Origin of the sequence: Fuerstiella marisgermanici, from assembly GCF_001983935.1 — a bacterium.
Classification (GTDB): Bacteria; Planctomycetota; Planctomycetia; order Planctomycetales; family Planctomycetaceae; genus Fuerstiella; species Fuerstiella marisgermanici.
Map to the genome: position 1 here is coordinate 2,789,571 of NZ_CP017641.1, position 20,952 is coordinate 2,810,522.

A 20,952-nucleotide genomic window follows, 5' to 3' on the forward strand; every position below is an offset into this window, starting at 1 on the left:
TAGCGAGCCGGTTATCGGCTACGCTGAATGAGGAGAACGCTCGGTTCACGCACGGATGCGGTCTCCAGTGAGTGTAACCATTTTCGTCTGTTCCCTCAGATTCCTTTCCCATTGGGAGAATCAGGTCGTGACGTCCTCAGTCAGCCCAGATCAATCAGCTTCTTCACTTCTGCCGTCCCGGCCATTGTTATGGACCTGTCGGTTGTTGTGCAGTTTGGCCCTGTGCATCAGCGGCTATCTTGCATGGACCGCATTCCAGGCATCGGAAGTGTATGGCTGCGGCGGCGGCAGCGTGTTCGACTGTGGTCACGTTCTGACCAGCAAATACGCCAAGGTGTTTGGCCTGTCCGTCAGCGTGCCCGCGTTCGGTCTGTATGCCAGCCTGCTGGCGGTACTCGCGTTCATTCGCCCGAGCGTTCCTGAACAACTGCTGAAGACAGGATGGAGCATTCTAACGGTCGGCGCATTGGCGGCCGGAATGGCAGCGCTGTGGTTCATCGGCATTCAGGTGTTCGTGGTCGAGCACCTGTGCTCTTACTGCCTTGCGGCTCACACGTGCGGACTGCTGCTGGCGGGAATCGTGCTGTGGAAGCACCCGCTGGGAGCAAAGCAGACGGGCTTGTTGTCCTCCATCAGCCTGGCTGGGATCGGCGCGCTGATGACGGCTCAAATTTTGGCCAAGCCCCCTCAAACTTTCACCGTCGAGCGATTCGACGATTCAAGTGATCCGGCTGAAGTTGTTGACGGTGCAGAATTTGACGCACCAATCGATTTCGCACCGCCGGGTGCCGTTGCCTCTGCCGACGACGATGGACTGTTCGCTCCACCAGCGATTGAAGAGACCTCCGTTTTCGAACCGCCTGCAGTTATCGAACCACCAGTTGTCACCGACAATGAATTCGTGCCGCCGACAGGTGCGATCCCCACAAAGTCGCCTAATGCTGTAGCTGGTGAAGGAAATTCGACGGACAGCACCACAGATTCAACTGGCAAGAAAACAGCGACTGACAAACCGGACGTGACCGCCAACGAGGCGAACGATGATCAGAAGCCGTCAGCAGAGGAAGATCCCGGTGCCACCGCAGCCACAGCCGCGTTGTTGTTCATCAGCCCATCGACTGCCTCAGCGCTGGCTCAGCTGCTACCGTTCGACGACAAGAAGCCAGCCGGCACGGGCGCTGACGAAAACGCCAAACAAACAGAAGCGGAAACCACCAGAGTTCAGAAGCCCGTGATCCCGACCACTCGGTTAGTGTCGGTTTCAGGCAACAAGTTTCGCCTCAACAGCCGACAATGGCCGATTCTTGGCAACCCAGATGCCAAGTACATCTTCGTCGAAATGTTCGACTACACGTGCCCGCATTGCCGCAATACTCATCGAGCAATCGATGGAGCGTTCGAAAAGCTGGGCGACGATCTGGCCGTCATTGCTTTGCCAGTGCCACTGGATGGAAGCTGCAATAGCACAGTTCGAAATACCGGTCCGGCTCACCGAGAAGCCTGCGAGTTGGCTCGCATTTCAGTCGCTGTTTGGCGAGTCGATCGGGAGAAGTTCAAGACCTTCCACGATTGGATGTTCGAAGGTCACCGCTCTGCTGCTCAGGCGCGACAAAAGGCGGCGGAACTTGTTGGGCAAAAGCAGCTTGCAGCCGAACTGGCTCTGCCACACGCCCAAAGTTACGTGGCCAAGCATGTGGAGCTGTACAAGCGAGTCGGCCAGGGAACGGTTCCTAAACTAATGTTCCCTCAATCGACAATCACGGGTGAGGTTTCGTCACCGACGACGCTGGTCAAAGCGATTCGCCGCGAATTAGGTCAGTAGATACTGGCGTAGACATTTGTCTGTTCACCGGACATCAGTTTTCTGGATTGCTGACGATTTCGCGCAGCCAGCAAAAAATCCTCGCGTTGAGACCTGTCGCTTCTGGCTTTGTGACTGTACGATGAAATCAGATGTACAGTAAACCATGGGGCCACACGTGACAAAAACCGGTTTCAACATACCTCCACAAGACGACCCTGATGATGAAGGTTCGATCACCCGCATCATTCGGCGCATGCAAAGTGGCGACGAAGATGGCGCGGACTTTCTGTGGAAACGGTTTTACGCTCGGCTGAAGTTTCTGGTGAAAAACCGACTGCGGTCGCAGATGCGAGGTGTGTCTGACGAAGAAGACGTGGCTCTGGAATCAATCAGTGAACTGTTTCGCGGGCTTCTGGACGGCAAATACCCTTCGTTACATAACCGAGAAGCGTTCTGGCGATTGCTGGTCACGGTAGCCACACGCAACGTGATTGACGAAATCAACCGCGAAAACCGCCTCAAACGTGGTGCTGGCAAAGTGTATCACGAATCCGCATTCGATTCGTCAGAAGGCAGCCGGACGGCTCTGTTTGAACGGATCGCGTCATCAACGCAGGCCCCGGACATGCAGTTGATGATTACCGAACGCTGTACGGAATTGCTTGAGTCCCTGACAGACACGAATCTTCAGGCGATCGCTGTGATGAAGACGGCGGGATCCACGAATCATGAGATTGCGGAGTCGCTGGGCCTGAGTCTGCGTTCCGTAGAACGGCGTCTGGCCGATATCCGCCAATGCTGGGCGGGTGAGGTAAAGTGAGCTAACCGTTTCTTGCAGCTTGGACTGTGGCCCGCTCAATCGGCCACGATGCCTTAGCGTAGCCGTCCCTTCTTAACGTCATCCTGCAACTGTTGCAGATAGTTGACTTCAAAGACTGTTGGGCCTGGCGAGTCTTCCGTTGCTGCGGCTTGCTGTTCGTGCTGGTCTGCCCACTGCTGTAATGAATCCGTATCGACGGGTGCAGGCGTGGTGGCTGGCGGAGGCGACTTCGTGGACTTCCGCGTTCGTGAGACCGGCTTCGGTGCGGCTTCCGCTTGCAATGCGGTCAGAAAGTCTTCGCTGTCAATGCACTTCGCCTTGCGACGCTTGGCAGCTTTGTGCAGACGGTGATCGCTGGACACAACCAGCACCTGCCGCGGCGAGCTGTGTTGATTCAAGAGCCGTTCGATTTCCGAATCTGCGTCGGCTCCCTTCGGAGCGAACAAGATCGCCAGTCCGGCGTGCCGGTGTTGCCGATTGCTGTTCGAAGGCGAATCGAACGCATCGTAGACAACGGTCGCTCGAGCCAGCACACCAACTTCCAGATCGGCGACCAGTAGTTGGTTCAGCTGGCGGCGGCAGTGAGCCAGATCACCTTGCGCATAGCTACGGCGGGCAAGCCCGGCGGCGTGCATCAGGTTGTAGCCGTCGATGATGAGGTACGGTGTTGCCATGAAAGATTGTAGTGTATCGCGGTGGCTTCACCCAGATGTTGCCTTTTTGCTGAGGAAAACGGGCTGGCGGCGCCCGCCAGTTCCCCGGTGTGGACCTGCGTTTCCGCACGCATCTGACGATTTCGATTACAGATCCCGGGCAAGACGCTGAAATCAGGCCGACTCCCACGCTATACTTCCGAACTCGCCACCGTTTACTGGTGTCGTGTCACAAAAACACTGGTCCATTGTAAGAAATCTGTCCATGTCCGATCGTCGAAACCTGTTCAACAAGGTCTGGGATCTTCACGCCGTCCGCACGCTGCCCAATCAGCAGACTCAGCTTTTTATCGGCCTGCACCTCATTCACGAAGTCACCAGTCCTCAGGCATTCGAAATCCTGCGAGAACGCGGATTGAAGGTTGCATACCCGGACCAAACCGTGGCCACGGTTGACCACATCGTCCCAACAGCCGACCAGTCGCGTCCGTTTCAGGACGGTCTGGCCGAACAGATGATGTCTGCCATCGAACAAAACTGCGACGAATTCGGCGTGCGGTTGCTGGACCTGAAAGATGGACGCCAGGGCATCGTTCACGTGGTCGGGCCTGAACAGGGACTGACTCAACCAGGCATGACGATCGTCTGCGGCGATAGCCATACCAGCACTCACGGAGCCTTCGGCAGCATCGCGATCGGAATCGGCACCAGCAACGTGGCTCAGGTACTGGCGACTCAGACAATGTTTCTGAACCGCCCGAAAGTGCGTCGCATCACAGTCAATGGCGAATTGGCTCCCGGCGTGTATGCCAAGGACGTCATTCTGCACATCATCCAGCAGTTGGGCGTGCAGGGCGGCGTTGGCTACGCCTACGAATACGCAGGTTCAACCTTCGACGCAATGACGATGGAAGAACGCATGACGGTCTGCAACATGAGCATCGAAGGGGGAGCTCGCTGCGGTTACATCAACCCCGACGAAAAGACGGTCGAATACCTTCGCGGCAAGCCGTTTTCGCCGAAGGGTGGCGAATTCGAAAAGGCGGCCGATTGGTGGTTGAGTCTTGCGTCTGGCGACGAAGCAGAATTCGATGACGAAGTCACCTTCAACGCATCAGACATCGAACCAACCGTGACCTGGGGTATCACGCCCGCTCAATCAGTCGGCGTCAGCCAGCCGCTGCCAAAACTGGCCGACAGCCCGGCGGGCGAACGAGTGTTGCTCGGCGAAGCACTTGACTTTATGGGGCTTGCAGAAGGCGAACCGATTCGCGGCACGAAGATTGATGTTGCCTTCATCGGTTCCTGCACCAACGGACGCATCAGCGACCTGCGCGAAGCGGCTCGCGTGGCAGAAGGCCACAAAGTTGCCGACGGAGTCAAAGCGATTGTCGTGCCGGGATCTCAGCTGGTTCGTCAGCAGGCGATGGAAGAAGGTCTGGACAAGATCTTCGAAGCAGCCGGCTTCGAATGGCGCGGTGCTGGTTGCAGCATGTGTCTGGCGATGAATCCAGACAAGCTGCAGGGCCGTGAAGTCTGTGCGTCGTCCAGCAACCGAAACTTCAAAGGTCGCCAGGGCAGCCCAACCGGTCGAACCCTGCTGATGAGCCCCGCAATGGTCGCCGCTGCCGCGATTGAAGGCCAGGTCGTCGATATTCGCGAATTCGCCGGAGCCGCCGTCTAATCACACGGCGTTTGCGACGACCACTAATCTTCTCACAACACACGAAGCAAAAAACATGTCTACAGAAATCAAAACCGTCACCGGAACCGGCATCGCGTTAATGCTGGACGACATCGATACCGACCGCATCATTCCCGCTCGCTACCTACGCTGCGTCACCTTCGACGGCCTGGGCGAACACGCGTTTGAGGACGATCGTCAGCAGGATCCCAACCATCCTTTCAACAACCCAAAATACGCTGGCGCCAGTGTGCTGGTGGCAGGCCGAAACTTCGGTTGTGGTTCGTCACGCGAACACGCGCCGCAGTCGTTGATGCGTTGGGGAATCAACGCGGTCGTCGCGGAATCGTTTGCAGAAATCTTCTTCGGAAACTGTAGCTCGCTGGGCATCGCCGCCGTCGTGGCAAGTCGCGAAGACCTGAACAAACTGGCGGCCGCGATTGAAGCCGATCCAACGCTGCAGCTGACCGTCAACCTGGAAGACCTCACCGTAACCGCCGGCGATGTGACGGTCAGTGTCACCATGCCCGACAGTGCTCGCGACGCGCTTGTCACTGGCGAATGGGACTACCTCGGCCAGTTGCTGAGTGCTCAGGATCAAGTGACTAAGCATGCGGCGGGCGTGCCATATTTGAATGGGTTTACCGCGTAGCGTACTAAATGGGGAATTGGGGAATGGAGAATTAGGGAAGGTAAAACGGTCGCTCGCGACCGGACTGCGAATTCCCCAATTCCCCAATTCCCCACTTGCTCTTCACCCTCGCCCAACGAGTGGCATCTTCGTCGCCATCACGGTCATGAATTGCACATTCGCGTCCAGCGGCAGTCCGGCCATATATAGGACGGCGTCCGCGATGTGCTGAACGTCGATAGTGGGTTCGGTGGCGGTGGAACCGTCTGCCTGAGGCACCCCGGCACTCATTTTGGACGTCATATCCGTGCTGGCGTTGCCGATGTCGATCTGGCCGCAGGCGATGTTGTACTTTCGACCGTCCAGTGACGCAGACTTCGTCAGGCCCGTCACCGCATGCTTGGTGGCGGTGTAGGGAGCGGAATTCGGGCGAGGTGCAGTCGCGGAAATCGAGCCGTTGTTGATGATGCGGCCGCCCATCGGTTCCTGCTGTTTCATGACGCGAAAAGCCGCCTGAGTGCACAGAAACACGCCGGTCAGATTCACGTCGACAACGCGTTTCCAATCCTCAAACGAGATGTCTTCAAGCATGTCACCCGGAGCGCTGATTCCTGCGTTATTGAAGACGACGTCGACACTGCCGAAAGTGTTCTTCGTTTGATCGAAGAGTGTGTTGACCGAATCACGGTCCGTCACGTCCGTCGCGACTGCCAATGCATTGGCGGCATGTTCGCCGGCGAGAGAAATCGTGTCTTCCAAAGCGTCAGCGCGACGGCCCGCCAGCGCGACTTTGAAGTCGTTGTTCAGCAATGTGAGCGCGACGGCTCGCCCGATGCCGGAACCCGCTCCGGTAACGATCGCAACTTTCTGTGGATTACTCATCTGTCCATTCACCTGATAGAATTGGGTCTTTCAAACAGCAACATAGCAGAACGACCATGAAAGTCACGATCGTCGGCACCGGCCATGTGGGAGCAACGTTGGCGTATGTCACTGTGCTGGAAGGTCTGGCCGACCAGCTGGTTTTGATCAATCGCGATCGGCAGAAGGCAGCCGGCCACGCCTTGGATCTGCAACACACAGCCTCATTGGTACGGCAGCCGATCCGAGTCAGCAGCGGCGAAATTTCGGACTCAGCGAAGTCGGATGTCGTCGTGTTCACCATCTCCGTGCCGATGGACCCGGCTCATCCCGACCGCCGAGCGCTGGCGGCAGGAAACGCAGTACTGGTTCGAGAATGGTTGCCCGCTCTGGCAGAAGCCAGTCCCGACGCCGTTTTTCTGATCGTGACCAATCCAGTGGATGTGATGACGTGGGCTGCGTTGCAGGTCACCGATCTTCCTGTGGATCGAGTCTGCGGTGTGGGCACGTTGGTGGATAGCGCTCGATTTCGAGCCATGATGTCCGAAGAACTGGGAATCCATCCGGACGATATCCGGGCGTATATTCTGGGCGAACACGGTCAATCGCAGGTCGCGGCCATCAGCCTGGCCTGGGTGGGCGGCGAACCGATCGACCAGTCGTTCGAACGAGCCCGCGAGTTCGCTCGCAACACCACTGACAGCGGGATCGAGGTGTTTCGGTTAAAGGGGTACACCAACTTTGCTGTGGCCAAAGCGACTGCTCTAGTGATCGAAGCCATTCAACACGACCAGCGACACACCATGCCTCTGTCAGTGCTGCTAAACGGGTACTGCGGCATCGATGACGTGTGCCTTTCGATCCCCGTCGTGATTGGCCGAGCAGGAATCACTCGCCGGCTACGCCCGAAGCTGACGCCGGACGAAGTGGCCGCATTTCGAGCTTCAGCCGACCAGGTTCGGCAGAATAATCAGCAGATTTCGCCAATTCTTAACGATTCTCTGCGTTAAAGCTCGATAATGAAGGATATAGTGGGCTTTCCCACCTTAACAACGGGCGGTCGTTTTCGGGCCAGATATTGAAAACCGACCGCGCCGAGAGCTGTCTTTCGCAGCGTGCATGTTCCGCCGAGTTCATGCACCCACAGGCCGCAAAGCCCGCTGCTTAAGAAAAGCGCCCAACGAACCTGCCTTCACTATTCCCTCCGTCAGGAGGAATGAATCATGTCCAAAAACTATTACACCATCGAAGAACTCACCCTCCAGCTTGGTCGCGAAAAGCGGTCTGTTGAAAAACAGGTCAGCCGTGGACACATTCCTGGTCGCCGCGTGAGTGGTGAATGGCGGTTTAACAAGACCGAGATCACTGACTGGCTGGAACGGGAGATGGCTTCGTTTAACGAATCCGACCTTGCCGTGCTGGAACGGTCGCAAAAATCGACGGAAGTCAGCACTCAGTCCGTTATCAGCAGCCTGCTGCACCCCGACCTGATCGAAGTGCCGCTCGACGCCGGAACCAAGCCGTCTGTTTTGAAAAAGCTGGTCGAAGTGGCCGGACGAACGTGGCAGGTCTTCGATTCTTCGGCCGTTTTTCAAGCGGTACGTCAGCGTGAAGACTTCGCCTCCACCGGCTTTAATGGTGGTGTCGCGATTCCTCACCCCCAAAACCGCATGCCGGAAGCTTTGGGGGAATCACTGATCGCTTTCGGTCGAACAGTGTCCGGAATCCCCTTCGGCGGACCCAACCGGCAGCTCACCGATCTGTTTTTCCTCGTGCTGGCCCGCGACCCCAACACTCACCTAAAAGCACTCGCCCGACTGGGCCGCCTTTTTCAGGTGGACGGATTCCTTGAAGATCTCCGGCACGCCGAAACAAGTGCAGACTCCTACGACGTCATCACCGCCGCCGACGCAAACCTCGGCGAATAGGCCGGGCCGGTACGCACCGGCGGGCGATTGGCGTGGCGGGCAGGTGAGCGGTGTGTGGGCGGAAGCGCCGGCGTTGGGGATGCTGTTTGCCGGTGCGAAATAAGAGGTAGCGCCCTGCTTGTTGGTGTGGGCCAGTGCTTTCCACGGCAAAGCAAAGCTGGCACACAAACCATCAATTCGTGACTGACGCAGCAGCCGTTCTCAGCAGCGTTTTACTCTTCTTTTTTAGCATCCTCTTTCGCTGCGTCTTCCTTTGACTCCGCTTTTTCCTCAGCGGATTCGGGCTCGTCTTGTGATGCTTTTGCATCGTCTGCTGGCGGCTTATTCGCTTCCGGCTTCTTCGTGTCTGTCGCTTCGACCTTTTCAGAATCATGGGCCGCTTCATCGGTTGCATCGTTGGACTTCACTTCCTTAGCGGCTGCTTCATCTGTATTCGCTTCATCCGGCTTCGCATCGTCCGTGGTTGATTCCTCATCCGTCGCTTCGGGGAACTCCATATCTTCCCATGGCGAAAAGTCGGCTTCGGCGATCAGGTCGGACGCCGTGTCGGACAGTTGTTGCAGATACACTTCTGCCAGAGGTCGAAGCGGGTTTGCACCTCCGTCGGTAATCAGGCCTTCCAGAATGAACTTCGCATTGGCGACGCCGCCCGTTTCGATATTGGTGATCGCTCTCAGAAACGCCGGTTCGAATTCCCCGGAAGCGATTCCAGCCACAGGCACGTTGCAATCCTGAAGATGCAGAACGGGCCAGACCGGCACTTGCATGCCCAATTGAGCTTCAACATCAGGCACCAAAGGCAGCGACCGCATCAGAGCCTTGCGTAATTCCGGACTTCGTTTAACGTCAGCAAACAGCTTCAACTGTTCGCCCCACGTTTCGGCCGCGTTGATGTAATCGGCTTCCAACAAAGCGGCAATGGCAACAGGCTTGTGCCATGTGACTCTGGCAAAGGCCGGATTCTGTGGCTGTTCGCGGATAGCGGCGGCCAATTGGTTAAGTGCGTCAGAACCTGCCTGAAGTTCGCCTGATTCCATCAGTAACTGGCCGCGAAGGACCTCCGATTCAGGAAACTGAGGCCGTAACAGATCGACGTTGTCCTGCAACACTTTCAGCGCGATGCCGGCATGACCTTGAGCGACCAGCTGCTGCACCAGCATCATTTTCTGTTGAGCGTGCTGCTGCGGATCCTCGGGCATTGACTGTGCCAGGAACTCATCAACCTGTTCTTGAGCATCAGTGCGGCGATCGTTCCACGTTCGCAAAAGCTCATACAAGCGACGCAACTCGGCTTCCATGGCTGCATCAAATGTCGCTCGTTCTTCGATAATCGTCAGGTACTTTTCCAGGCAATCAGCAGCCAGCCCGGTGCGGCCATGTTGCTGGTACAAACCGGCAAGCGCTTCCCATGTTTCGGGGACAGTCGGGTCGATCGTAACGGCCTGACGAAACGCGCCTACGGCCTGCAGGTAGCGAATGTTGTCCAGATTCGCTCCACCAAACACACCCGCAATCGCGCTTTCCGCGCTGTTGAGGCGAACGTAGGCTTGGCCCAACAGTCGGTGAGCTTTCGCATTTTGAGGGTCCAGATTGATGGCCTTGTTCGCGTTGCGGACCGCCATAATCGGTCCGGCGAGTGTGGCGCCCAGCAACGAAATGTACTGACTATTGTTCTCTTCCGTGCCTGCGGCCGCAGCGATCTGAGAAATCACCTGCGGTGGCGTGCTGCTGTCGAGGGCCAGATAGTGCTGAGCTTCTCGCAGTGGGGCATTCATGGTTGGCCGGCTGGCGTACAGCCATGTGCGATAGAAGTCTGGTTCGCGAGCGAATTCGACCTGCTTCACGTCGTCGGCTTCCGCCGTTCGGAAGGCTGTCTTGACGATATCAACCGATGAAGGCGGCTTCGCCGGATTCCGGACCGGCGCGAAAAACATAGCCGAGGGCCCACGGTTCGTCATCACCCAATCGGGCGATTGAAACAGACGTTGAGCCATCGTGTAGGCTGGTTTGCCTGGGGGAGAGAGACGAATCATCGCATAGCCCACACCCAGATCGGCCAACGTCTTCTTCCATTCCGGATCGTAAAGCCGTCCGCTGGAATTGGAATCTTCTGCGGCTTCTTCCGTCGCTGCCGATCCGTCCGCGACTGCAGCCTCTGAATCTGCCGCCGGGTCCCCTGCCCCGGCCGGGGACCCGGCAGCAGCAGCGGGCTGTTCGGGCGCGCCCAGAATACTCCAGCGCAGCACGTCAAACCGGTGGATGGCTGACTGCGGATTTTCGTACCGTCCGAACGGCCGCACTCGACTGTCCACGAAACTCTGCAAACCATGCCAAATCAGCAAATCACCCTGACTCATCCGCGTGTGCAACACCTGCACATCGTCCGGCAGTTCCGCCAGTTCAGTTTCCAGCGAATCCATGGTCGTCTTGAGATCCGCTTCGAAGCCCATGCCAATGGGTGACCGAGTCGGCAACTGATCGGCGACCGCGTAGAACCCGAGCGCCGCGAACGAAAGAACCGTTACGGCTCGCCCGCCTCGCGAAAACAGGACTTCAGACGTATCAATCGAGTATTCCTGGCGGAACGAACGCCCATACCACCGCTGCCCGGCGGTGCCGGCTGCGACGGCAGCCACTAGTGCAGCCACAGGCAATTCGTGCAGCGCCAATACGGCCAGTAACGCCATCCCCAACAGTGTTGTCGCCCACGGAAGATCGCGCCTATCGCGACCAATCAGCAGCACGATCACGGCGATCACAATAATTGATACGCCGGACACGTAGCCGAATTCGAAACCACGCCAGACGTCAGCCACCCACATCGAATAATATTCGGTGCGACCGTCAAGCAGCAGATCAGAACTGCTAAGCGGTCTCATTTGAGCCATGCCGGGATATTCCACGCCGTAAGTCGTCGCGGCCGACAGCACACTGGCCACTGGCGCGGGATTGATTAACATAGCGAACAGCGACACCACGGCGGCCTTCCAAACCGAAGATGCGTCGATCGCAGGCCCATCGCTCTGGTTGGCGGATCGTGATCGCTGCAGCTGGACTCCCAAAGCAAACAGCCCAACGGTGAGCACACCAAGATACGCATGCGGGTCGAAATTCGCCCACACGGCGATTGTCAGAGGCAGCTTCCAGATGAGTCCCGAGGTTTGGCCCTGCGTGTATCGGTGCAGGATCAGCAGCACGATCACCATTCCAACTAGCGTGGCGAGATCCGTCACGGGCAGAAAGTCAATCGACATCGCGCCGATCGCCAGAACACAACAAATGGAACTCCACCACGTTGGCATTCCCGTGACAGAAATCAGCGACAGCATGTAGGCCACAAGTCCTGCGACAAAGGCCTTGAATAGCGTCAAACCGGTTTCGCCGCCGGCCTGGTAAACCGCGCTGACGACGTGGTCGAACAGCCAGCTGATATTTGCGGAAGGTTCATCGGCGATGGCGTAAGACAGCGTGTCTTTGCCAGACGGCAGAAACCCGTTGGCCCGCATTTCGTCGCCAGATCGTACGTGAATCAGAGTCCGAGTGTCGGAAATCTGGCTGAAGCCAAACAGGAGCGCCAGAAAGATCGACGCCCAGCGGAGCATAAAGTCGCCTCGGATGGCTTCTTCTTCCACCAGTTCCGGCGTCAGTTCTTCTTCCTCCGGCAACTCGTCGCCAACATCTGCAGAATCGGAAGTCGGCTCTGGCGTGTCGGTGGATGCGTCAGGCGTCTTCGTAGCGTCCGCGTCTGTCTCAGGCGTGTCGTTGCCAGCCTGGTTTTCTGCCTCGGCCGATGCGTCTTTGTTCTCTTCGTCTGGTTCCGGCACTAATCGTACTTTCTGAATGACGTCTGCAGTTCGTGTGGCTATCTGGGGCTTACGAGTCGCGGGGGCGGGATGTTGGTAAAACGTCGAAAACCCTGGACGAAACGACGCAGGATTTGCCACCCTTATTGGCAAAATCGAGACGAATCCGGAAAAGCCTGCGATGACAAGCATTTTACGGAATCAGATTCGTGGAAATCTGTCGAAAAACCGGTAAAGTACTGAAACGACGACTTTGAGTCGCCGCCCACCACAAACCTCCCGCCTCAGGAATTCGGCCGCCCATCCTCCCCTGGCCGAAGCATACAGCCATGACACACCTCACGCCACAAAAGGCGTCAGCGCGCCTGAAGACCTTCCGTTTTGCTCGACCCGTTCCGTGGATTTTAACGGCGGGGGTATTGAGCGTTGCGTTGGTGACGATGACCGGAGCGGCCGACACGGCCTCAAGCCCCGTCGAATTAGGGCTGAAGTTGATCGAGCCGTCAACGTTTAAGATGCAGGTGGAAAAGCCAGGCATCATCGAACCGCTCGAAGCCGCGGCTGTGCATTCAGAGTGCTACTGGACGACGACCATCCTGAGTATTGTGCCGGAAGGAACGTGGGTTCAAAAAGGCGACGTCGTTTGTGTATTGGATTCGGCCGACATTGAAGACTACGCTCGAACGCGCGAAATCATTCTGATCAAGTATCGCGGTCGGCTTGATACCGCCGTGCAGGACGAACAACTGCAAACGTCCGACAACGAAAGAAAGCTGGACGCCGCAAAGTATCGGTTCGACACTGCTGTCCACAACCTGACGGAGTATCAGGACGGAACTCACCCTCAGGATATTGAGGAGCTTGAGCGAAATCTTTCATTGCTGGCTGAGCAGACTCAATCACAGCGAGAACAGGTTCAGCATTCCGAACGCATGTGGGCCATGGGCATGAGTCCCCGCAGCGCGTTAGACAAAGAATCTCTTCAATTGATGAAGTCGCAGCAAAGCTACGATTCACTGGCTTCACGGCTACACCTGCTGACCGGTTACCAGCATCCTCGCAGCATGTTGCAGTTGGAACATTCTGCGAGCAATGCTGAACGCAACCTCGCACGCACAAAGATTGCAAACGGACTGGCTCTGACCAACCGCCGGTTGACTCGACTTTCCTACGAACGCACCGTGCGGATCTACGAAAAATACTATCGGCGAGCCGTCGACAGTATTGAGGCATGTACGATCCGAGCTCCTCGTGACGGACAGGTTGTTTACGGTAATTCATGGCACCTACGCAGCCGCGGCATCACTCAAATCGAAGAAGGTAAGCGAGTTCGCAAGCTACAGAAAATTTTTGAAATCCCCGATCCGTCGCGGCTGAAAGTCAGTGTGCCGCTGGATGAATCTTTGATCTATCAGGTTCACAATGGCATGCCTGTCGCTGTGACGGTGCCCGGATATGAAGACGAGGTTGTTGCTGGAAGAATCCTGAACATCGCTCGCTACCCGCGACCTCGCAGCCGCTACACGCCTAACGTGAAAGATTACTGGATTGATGTTGAACTGTTCCCCACCGACGACCAGCGTCACCTGCTGACACCAAAGGCCAACGTAACAGCTCAGTTTACGCTTCAGGAAACTCCCGACACGATTCAGATCCCTCGCGATGCCGTGACTGGGGTCGCCGGGCACAACTTTGTGTTTGTGTACGACGGTCGTGAGCTGAAGTCGCGTAAAGTGGAACTGGGAGACGCGAATGCGGAATCGGTTCTGGTTGTCGATGGTCTGAAATCCGGCGAGCAACTTGTCACAGCAATGCTGCCCGCTCACGAACAGGCACTGCACGAAGAACTCGCCCGCGACCTTGGCGTGACGCAGTAGAACGGTTCACTACTGACGCTGGCCGGGGTTTTGAGCCAGCTGCAGGTGAGCTTCTGTGCTGAGGAAGAAGAGGGCATTGTCGATGCCCTCCGCTGGTATTTGCAGCTTCAGTATCGTGGATTCGGCGGAACTATAGATTGCCGGCAACTGGCGATGTCCGGCGTCCAGATCAGTACCGCTTGAAGACGTCTTCTGGCGTTTCGTCGCGCGGCTTGCATGGCTTGGCCTGGCCGCAGTCATGGCGGCCAATTGCCCGGCATCAATGTCTACCAGGCCGTATTCCGCTGGCAGATCAACGGGCAATTCGGCCGAGATCCGTCGCACGACCACACGGTACTCGCCCGGCGGCGCACCGCCAATCACTTTAAACTGGCCGATGTCATCAGAACGTCCAAAGTGCGACGTGGAACCTGCTGCGGGATCGATCGGGACAAGAAACACGTCGGCCCCGGCCAGCGGTTCTTCATTAAAGAACAGCATACCGCTGACAGCGACTGATTGCGATTTTTTCGCCCCCAACATTCCTCGCACCGTGATACCGGCAAGTACCAGAACGGACAACGCAAGGACGATGCGTGTGAAGTGATTCTTATTCATTCGGAATTTCCCCGATTAATTTTGAAGTGCCAATAAAACACATCGCTGCAGAAATCGCTGTGGCCGCGCGACGCTGAAATGAACGCCCCCATGCGGAACCGTTCCTCCCTGCGATACCACCGAGTGACCAACAGAATCACCGCCGGCGCCTCAGCCAACGCCTCGTCACCCGCCCGCCACGCCAATCGCCCGTCGGTGCATACCGACCGACCAACGGGAGGAACGCCGGCGCTTCAGCCATCGTCCCGTCACCCGCCAACCACGCCAACCGCCCGCCGAGGCGTACCGACACACCGCCGGCGCTTCAGCCATCACACCGTCACGCGCCCGCCACGCCAACCGCCCGCCGAGGCGTCTCGGCCCCGCCTTAGAATTGGCCGACGGGTTGGCCGTCCTGGATGTAGTTCAGCAGGCAGAACAGCCAGTAATCGGTGGTGTCGCTTAGGAAGCGGACCGATCCGTCGCCGAGCAGGAAGTGGCTTCCGCCGGGATGACTGCTGTTGAAGACCCAGGCGTAGCTGCGGCCGGATTCGTCCCAGGCCGCGTTGATGCCCCATCGCGAATCCGTGAAGTGGACAGGATCAACCGACGAATCGCTGTCGCTGACTACGCGACCGTGACAACAGGTATGAGTTCCCGTCAGGCCCCATGGTCCGAAATGAGGACTCACCTTTAGCCGTTCGCCACCGTGTGCTTCGCCAACGGCGATCGAATTCGACGCACCGTCGCGCAGGTCTCGCATTCGTGCAGACGCGTTGTTGCCGAACATCCCGCGACGGATATCTGATTGAGTGTCCCACCATGGCAGATCCCAATCGGTGAAACCGCCACTCGCGAACAGGTAGCTTGTGCGTCGAGCGTTCTGCTTGCTGTAGATATGAGTCGAGCCGGGCAGAAATGTTTCAACAAGGCCCGCGCTCTCGTCGCTGGGGCATTCCAGAAGTGGGATCGCCGTTTTCACAACGTCGGCATTGGCGACATCACTGCCGGCAACCGGCATTCCGCCCCAGGCAGACGTGGACGAACACTGGTTGAAGTCATAGTTGTTGTAGACATTGGCCTGATCAACATACGGCAGCAGCAGCGTCCAGCCGGTGGTGTTGAGAACTCGGTTACCCCCGCTGTAAAACGGAAAACTGTCAAGGCGACCAGGGTTAATCATCGCGGGCGGCAGCATGTTGCTGACGTCGTGATAATTGGCCAGAGCCAGGCCGATTTGTTTCAGGTTGTTGCGGCATTGAGTTCGCCGAGCGGCTTCGCGAGCGTTTTGGACGGCGGGCAGCATCAAAGCCAACAGGATCGCAATGATGGCGATGACGACCAGAAGCTCAATCAGCGTGAAGCCTGAGCTCCGTTTGTTGATAAGACGCCGCTGGTTGCGGCTGGCGTTGAAAATCGGGAGACGTTGGAACAGAAGTGGCATAGTGAGGGCCCGAATGGCAGCAAGTGGGAACGAACCGCGTAAAGCGACTACGGGTTACTATGCATGTTGCTGCTTGAAAGGTCGGCCGCACTTCCGCAGAACGACTCGATTCGCGCCCGCGCCCTTGTCAATCGTCCGGCGCACGTTAGCGCGGCAAACTGTGCGGCGTGGGCCGGTTGAGTGCGGCACTGATACAGCTGCCGATGAAAACGCGGCTGCCGCGAGTGGTTGAAGATCGTGCGGCTTTGAGTTTCAACAGCGCCATGCGCGTGGCTGTGACTTTGCACCTCCCCCAGCGCAGCGTCGGGGGAGGTCGGACAGAGCGAAGCAACGTCCGGGAGGGGGCCTAGCACATGTCGGCTCGCTGCTGGCGTGCTGTCAGGGTTGCAAAGACGGCGTTCCCCCGGATGTCTGCAGGGCAGCGTATCAGGCAAGTGTGAATTCATACGCGGCACTCCATTCGCCCGCGATGTTGCCAGCACTGAAGGCTCGGATCCACGCGCGGTAACTTCCGGTCGTCAGATCTTCAGTTGCGGTGAACTCCAATTCCGTCAGATCCGTCAGCCAAATCACTCGTGCCACACCGTTGTCGATGTCGTTCACCCATAGCTCGTACCGCACACCAAGGTTGGCCGCGGGCCATGAAAGCGTGGGGCGCAACGAATCTGTTCCGGTGACATCCGTGATCTGAATTGTGGACGGAGCGGTCGCCACAGTGAATTCGAACGCGGCACTCCAGGGCCCACCGTCACTGGCGGCCGGACGATGCCGCACCCACGCTCGGTAATTGCCGTTAGCCAGATCCGTCGTTGGGAAGTAAGAATTGCCGGTAACTCCTTCATCGTGAATGACGCGAACCGTTCCACCAATCTGGTTGACCCACAATTCGTACGTATCGTCATCGCCACCAGCCCATGTCAGTGTCGGTCGCGCGGTCGTTGCCGGTTGGTTCGGCCCTGTGAATTGCGGAACTACGGCGGTCGACACTTCAAAGGTTACACCAAGACTCCAATTACTTTCTTCCGCACTGTTTTTTGCCTTCACCCAAACTCGATAAACACCATCTTCCAAGTCCGACGATGGCGTAAACGTCGTGCCGCTCAGTGATGTTTCGCGAATGACCTGATTCTGCACGCCAACGTGGTTGACCCACAAATCGTATTCCGTTGCTGTGGCCGCCGCTGTCCATTCGATCACTGGGCGCGGAGTGTTGACGAACCCACCGTCGGGACTGGTGATGGTGACTTCCGACAGGCCCACTCGAAACGAATGCAGGTCACTCCACACCCCGGCGCCGTCGTCGTTGACCGGCCGCACCCATGCGTGATACGTGCCGATGGGAAGGTCTTCTGAAGGTGTGAATGAATTACCCGTCAGTCCGGTTTGGTGAATGATTCGATTCGTGCCGTCGACCTGATTGACCCACAATTCGTACGTGGTCGCGTTGGAGTCAACCAGCCATTCGATTGTTGGTTGAGTGACATTGCCGCCTGGACCTGGCTGCACAACCGCCGACGATAGCGGCACAACAACGTCGATGGTCGATGACACGCTGGTGCCGTTTAAGTCGGTCGCAGTGACGGTGATGGTTGCGGTTCCCGAGACGCCAGGCGTGCCAGCGAGCCGCAACTGCCCGTCGACAATCGTGGCATTCACAATTTCTGCGCCAGTGTTGGCCGTGACTTCGAAGTTCAGTTCCGGAACGATAGACGTTTCGGCGAATACCAGGTTGTCCCGCAATATTTGCCCGGACGTGTAGTCGATCACTGGCAGAGTCGCAAAGACACCGCCGGCATTTACGATATCTGCATCGACGATGGCGTCGACCGCAGTCATACCGTCATAGAGGACTCGGCCAAAAACGGTGAAGCCGCCGTCCACGCCGTCGAGATCGCTGGCATTATCGTCCACGTTCACAAACCATTGCGACGTCGCGCTGTGTTCCTGACCACCAACTCGAGCCATCGCTACAGTGCCGCGCACATTCAGCGGTGTGCCAGCTTCCAGTCCGCCAAGGTTCGGATCGAACCAGTTGTCGAATTCGTTGATGATGGTGCCATTGTTGACCACACTGGCTAGTTGGCTCGCCGCTTCAGGATACGCAAAGCCACCGCCCTGTAGCACGAACCCGGGCACCGATCGATGGAAGAACATATCGTCGTAGTTGCCTGCCGCCGTCAGATCGATGAAGTTCTGAGCCGTCGTGGGCGTGATCGTGTCGAAGGTTTCGATCACGAAGTTCCCCAGCGCTGTTGCCACTTCGACGGTGTGCCCGGTGATGGCCGTATCATCGAAGTGCTCGCCAAGGGGCACGTACTGGTCGCGAAACGGAGAGAGCATCGACACGTCCGGCAATTCCGAAATCACGGTGGCCGCCAGCAGTAATCGCGGTTCCAGCATCCCGATCTCAGCAGCGACAAGCCCATTGCTGCTGCGTGAATGCCGCCGACGGCGATGTTTAGCGCGCCCGTGCTGAAGAGCGTTTGTCCGGAAAAGTCGATTCCAAATAGACATATCTACTCCGTTGTGTATTTGCCTGCCTGCTGTCTGTTTCACAACCAACTTGTGGCCCGACTCACCGAGCCGGACTGCGTGCTGAGCCTGCCGCGTTGAGCCGGGTCACGAAAGCGGTCGTGAGATTTTAATCACCGTCGCCGCCTCGCGCCAGCCTGAGCCGCACAACCGCTACGTTTTCACCGCAGACAATCCGAAAGTGCGGGCTATTTCGGCAGTCAGCGACGTCGCAACGCTCCCGTGGCACATTCTGCCGGATTCCGCTTGCCTGAATTGTGCTCGACGTTCGATGAAATCACTCAGACAACAACCGCTGTTCATCAGCGTTCGTGATACCTGTCTATTTTTCTCAAACGGATGCGAGAACAAATCTCGCCGCTGAATTTCATCGGCGGCGAGAACCCTTTCTAACTGCGGACGGAGCCGCGCCTCAGGATGACAACTTTCCACGGAGAGTACGTTGATGGCGCGACGAGCAAACACATTCCTACTTTCGACGTTCATGTTAAGTCTCGGGCTTGCCGCCGGAGGACACCTTACCGACGTGCGACTGGCGAGCCATGCAAACGCCGTCCCGTCGCGACCCGCAGCAGCCATGATCGGCAGCGCGGAGCCACTGTTGCTGGGCGGGCAACATATTTCTACGGTGGCTGGCCGAGTGATGCCGGCCGCTGTCCATATTCAGGCCACTCGCCGCGAAACCGACGGCCGTCGCGTTGAAGAAACGGGCTCGGGCGTGCTGATGCGAAGCAAGCGAGTCAAAGGGCTGTTTGTCGTCACAAACAATCACGTTATTCGTGGAGCTGAATTATCAGCCATCGATTTGAAGACTTTCGACGGTCGATTGATTAATCCCATTCGAGTTTACCGCGACGAAGAAACAGATATCGCCGTCCTGCAAATCAACGATCAGGGCGGAACCACGGGAACATGGGGCGATAGCGATCAGGTGGGCATTGGCAACTTCGTGCTAGCGGTCGGAAGCCCGTTCGGTTTAAGCCAGTCCGTGACAATGGGCATCGTCAGTGCCAAAGGCCGCCGCGATCTCACGCTGACTGAAGAACGTACTGTTACGAATCAGGATTTCATTCAGACCGATGCCGCCATCAATCCCGGCAACAGCGGCGGACCACTGATTGACCTGCACGGCAACGTCGTCGGAATTAATACCGCGATTGCTTCGAACAGCGGCGGCAACGAAGGCATTGGCTTCAGCATTCCCAGCAACCTTGCCAGTCACGTGTTCGAACAACTGATCGGCTACGGCCGTGTGCGTCGAGCTTATCTGGGCGTCGAGCTGGACAACGACTTCGACAACGCGGCGGCTCGCAAACTTGGACTGGAACGAGCCTATGGGGCTCGCGTTACCAAGGTCTATCGCAATCGCACCCCAACGCCAGCGGCTGTCGCCGGAGTTCGACCGGACGACGTGATTGTGACATTCAACGGTGTGCCAGTGGCGGATGAAAACCACTTAATCAATCTGGTCAGCCTTGCCATCATCGATCGCCCGGTGCAGATCGAAGTCTACCGCGGCGGCCGTCGGCAAATGCTGGAACTGAAATTAACGGATCGCGAAACGTATCGAGCGGCGGAGGAACAGAGCGGAGGTGTCCTGACGCGGTAACACGACGGGTCAAACAGGATCTCCGACGAGGCTGGCTTCGATTTCGAAGCCAGCCTTATTTTCGTTTACGCCAGCCCCAAAACGCCGCGGACACGTTCAATGGTGTCCGGTGACTGCAGTTCGGCCTTGCCAAACCCATACGTTGCTCCAGCGTCGACAGCAATTTGCTGCCAGTCTGAAAAGTTGGACACCAGCATCACCGGTATGTCGGCAAGTTCTGAATCTTCCTTCAGCGTCTTCAGAATCTCAAGGCCGTCGGAGTAATCCGCGTCCAGCTTTCGGTTGATCAAAACCAGATGCACATCCATCGAACGAATCGCGGCAAGCGAGTCTTCCGGAAGATCGGTGGAGACCACTTCGACATCGAAGTTGGACTTCAAAAAATGAGTGATCGCGGCGGTGTCGGGACGACACTGGCCGATGCTGACGACGGTTCTGGCAGCCATAACTAGTTGAGGTCCGGCAAGGTAAACGAAGATTGCGAATAATGTCTTGTGCCATCGACAGCTCGCGGTCGCAAAACCTTACAGGCAATCTGCAACGCCGTTGTAAGGTTTGTCGATCAGCGCGACGAAATCGATCAGCTGGTTTGTGTGCCACGGGCTCACATCAATAAGCAATCGCCAGGGCACAGGACTGAGTCCTGTAACAGGTGGGCGGCAAGACGATCGCCGCCGGTAAAACGAAAAATCCGCGGCTGGTGCCGTACGGTTGTTCAGTGTACGCACAA

The 20,952-nt window shown here is 57.3% G+C and carries 15 protein-coding genes; 8 read left to right on the plus strand and 7 right to left on the minus strand.

Annotated features, from left to right (window positions below; all coding sequences use genetic code 11):
• The first annotated feature begins 202 nt into the window (after window positions 1-202).
• Together Fuma_RS10570 and Fuma_RS10575 are read left to right on the plus strand one after the other, a co-directional pair.
• On the plus strand, window positions 203-1,822 hold the full coding sequence (locus Fuma_RS10570; RefSeq protein WP_077024111.1) for a vitamin K epoxide reductase family protein: 1,620 nt from the start codon (window positions 203-205) through the stop codon (window positions 1,820-1,822).
• Window positions 1,823-1,967: 145 nt separating this feature from the next.
• Window positions 1,968-2,624: an ECF-type sigma factor gene (locus Fuma_RS10575; protein ID WP_077024112.1), complete on the plus strand. Its 657-nt coding sequence runs from the start codon at window positions 1,968-1,970 to the stop codon at window positions 2,622-2,624.
• A gap of 53 nt (window positions 2,625-2,677) precedes the next feature.
• On the opposite strand, the gene Fuma_RS10580 is transcribed toward Fuma_RS10575, so the two are convergent.
• Window positions 2,678-3,298 carry an NYN domain-containing protein gene (locus tag Fuma_RS10580; RefSeq protein WP_077024113.1) on the minus strand — a complete coding sequence of 207 codons (621 nt, stop codon included), beginning with the start codon at window positions 3,296-3,298 and terminating at the stop codon, window positions 2,678-2,680.
• A 244-nt stretch (window positions 3,299-3,542) separates the two neighbouring features.
• Here Fuma_RS10580 and leuC point away from each other — a divergent pair, with 244 nt between their 5' ends.
• Both leuC and leuD read left to right on the plus strand, forming a co-directional pair.
• Window positions 3,543-4,961, plus strand: a complete 1,419-nt coding sequence (leuC, locus tag Fuma_RS10585) for a 3-isopropylmalate dehydratase large subunit (protein WP_077024114.1) — start codon at window positions 3,543-3,545, stop codon at window positions 4,959-4,961.
• Between the two features lie 55 nt (window positions 4,962-5,016).
• Window positions 5,017-5,613 (plus strand): 3-isopropylmalate dehydratase small subunit, encoded by a 597-nt coding sequence (gene leuD, locus Fuma_RS10590; protein ID WP_077024115.1) that lies wholly within the window; start codon window positions 5,017-5,019, stop codon window positions 5,611-5,613.
• Window positions 5,614-5,715: 102 nt separating this feature from the next.
• Here the strand turns inward: leuD and Fuma_RS10595 are convergent, their stop codons facing one another.
• On the minus strand, window positions 5,716-6,474 hold the full coding sequence (locus Fuma_RS10595; RefSeq protein WP_077024116.1) for an SDR family oxidoreductase: 759 nt from the start codon (window positions 6,472-6,474) through the stop codon (window positions 5,716-5,718).
• A 56-nt stretch (window positions 6,475-6,530) separates the two neighbouring features.
• On the opposite strand from Fuma_RS10595, the gene Fuma_RS10600 reads away from it, so the two are divergent.
• Window positions 6,531-7,463 carry a malate dehydrogenase gene (locus Fuma_RS10600; RefSeq protein WP_077024117.1) on the plus strand — a complete coding sequence of 311 codons (933 nt, stop codon included), beginning with the start codon at window positions 6,531-6,533 and terminating at the stop codon, window positions 7,461-7,463.
• A 213-nt stretch (window positions 7,464-7,676) separates the two neighbouring features.
• Window positions 7,677-8,381 (plus strand): PTS sugar transporter subunit IIA, encoded by a 705-nt coding sequence (locus tag Fuma_RS10605; RefSeq protein ID WP_077024118.1) that lies wholly within the window; start codon window positions 7,677-7,679, stop codon window positions 8,379-8,381.
• Between the two features lie 212 nt (window positions 8,382-8,593).
• Here Fuma_RS10605 and Fuma_RS10610 read toward each other — a convergent pair whose 3' ends face one another.
• On the minus strand, window positions 8,594-12,205 hold the full coding sequence (locus Fuma_RS10610; protein ID WP_145944096.1) for a tetratricopeptide repeat protein: 3,612 nt from the start codon (window positions 12,203-12,205) through the stop codon (window positions 8,594-8,596).
• 308 nt (window positions 12,206-12,513) lie between these two features.
• On the opposite strand from Fuma_RS10610, the gene Fuma_RS10615 reads away from it, so the two are divergent.
• The gene (locus Fuma_RS10615; RefSeq protein WP_077024120.1) at window positions 12,514-14,061 is read left to right on the plus strand and encodes a permuted SH3 domain-containing protein; all 1,548 of its coding nucleotides are present in this window, start codon (window positions 12,514-12,516) and stop codon (window positions 14,059-14,061) included.
• A gap of 9 nt (window positions 14,062-14,070) precedes the next feature.
• Here Fuma_RS10615 and Fuma_RS10620 read toward each other — a convergent pair whose 3' ends face one another.
• From Fuma_RS10620 to Fuma_RS10630, 3 genes are all read right to left on the minus strand, one after another.
• Entirely contained in the window at window positions 14,071-14,658 is a 588-nt protein-coding gene (locus Fuma_RS10620; protein WP_077024121.1) for a carboxypeptidase-like regulatory domain-containing protein, read from the minus strand.
• A gap of 367 nt (window positions 14,659-15,025) precedes the next feature.
• A complete protein-coding gene (locus Fuma_RS10625; RefSeq protein ID WP_083731952.1) occupies window positions 15,026-16,081 on the minus strand; it encodes a DUF1559 domain-containing protein in 1,056 nt (351 codons plus the stop codon).
• A gap of 426 nt (window positions 16,082-16,507) precedes the next feature.
• Window positions 16,508-18,595 (minus strand): peptidylprolyl isomerase, encoded by a 2,088-nt coding sequence (locus Fuma_RS10630; protein WP_077024122.1) that lies wholly within the window; start codon window positions 18,593-18,595, stop codon window positions 16,508-16,510.
• 463 nt (window positions 18,596-19,058) lie between these two features.
• Between Fuma_RS10630 and Fuma_RS10635 the strand changes: the two genes are divergently transcribed.
• On the plus strand, window positions 19,059-20,222 hold the full coding sequence (locus Fuma_RS10635) for a S1C family serine protease (protein WP_077024123.1): 1,164 nt from the start codon (window positions 19,059-19,061) through the stop codon (window positions 20,220-20,222).
• Between the two features lie 65 nt (window positions 20,223-20,287).
• Here Fuma_RS10635 and Fuma_RS10640 read toward each other — a convergent pair whose 3' ends face one another.
• Window positions 20,288-20,668: a response regulator gene (locus Fuma_RS10640; protein ID WP_077024124.1), complete on the minus strand. Its 381-nt coding sequence runs from the start codon at window positions 20,666-20,668 to the stop codon at window positions 20,288-20,290.
• Between the last annotated feature and the right edge of the window lie 284 nt (window positions 20,669-20,952).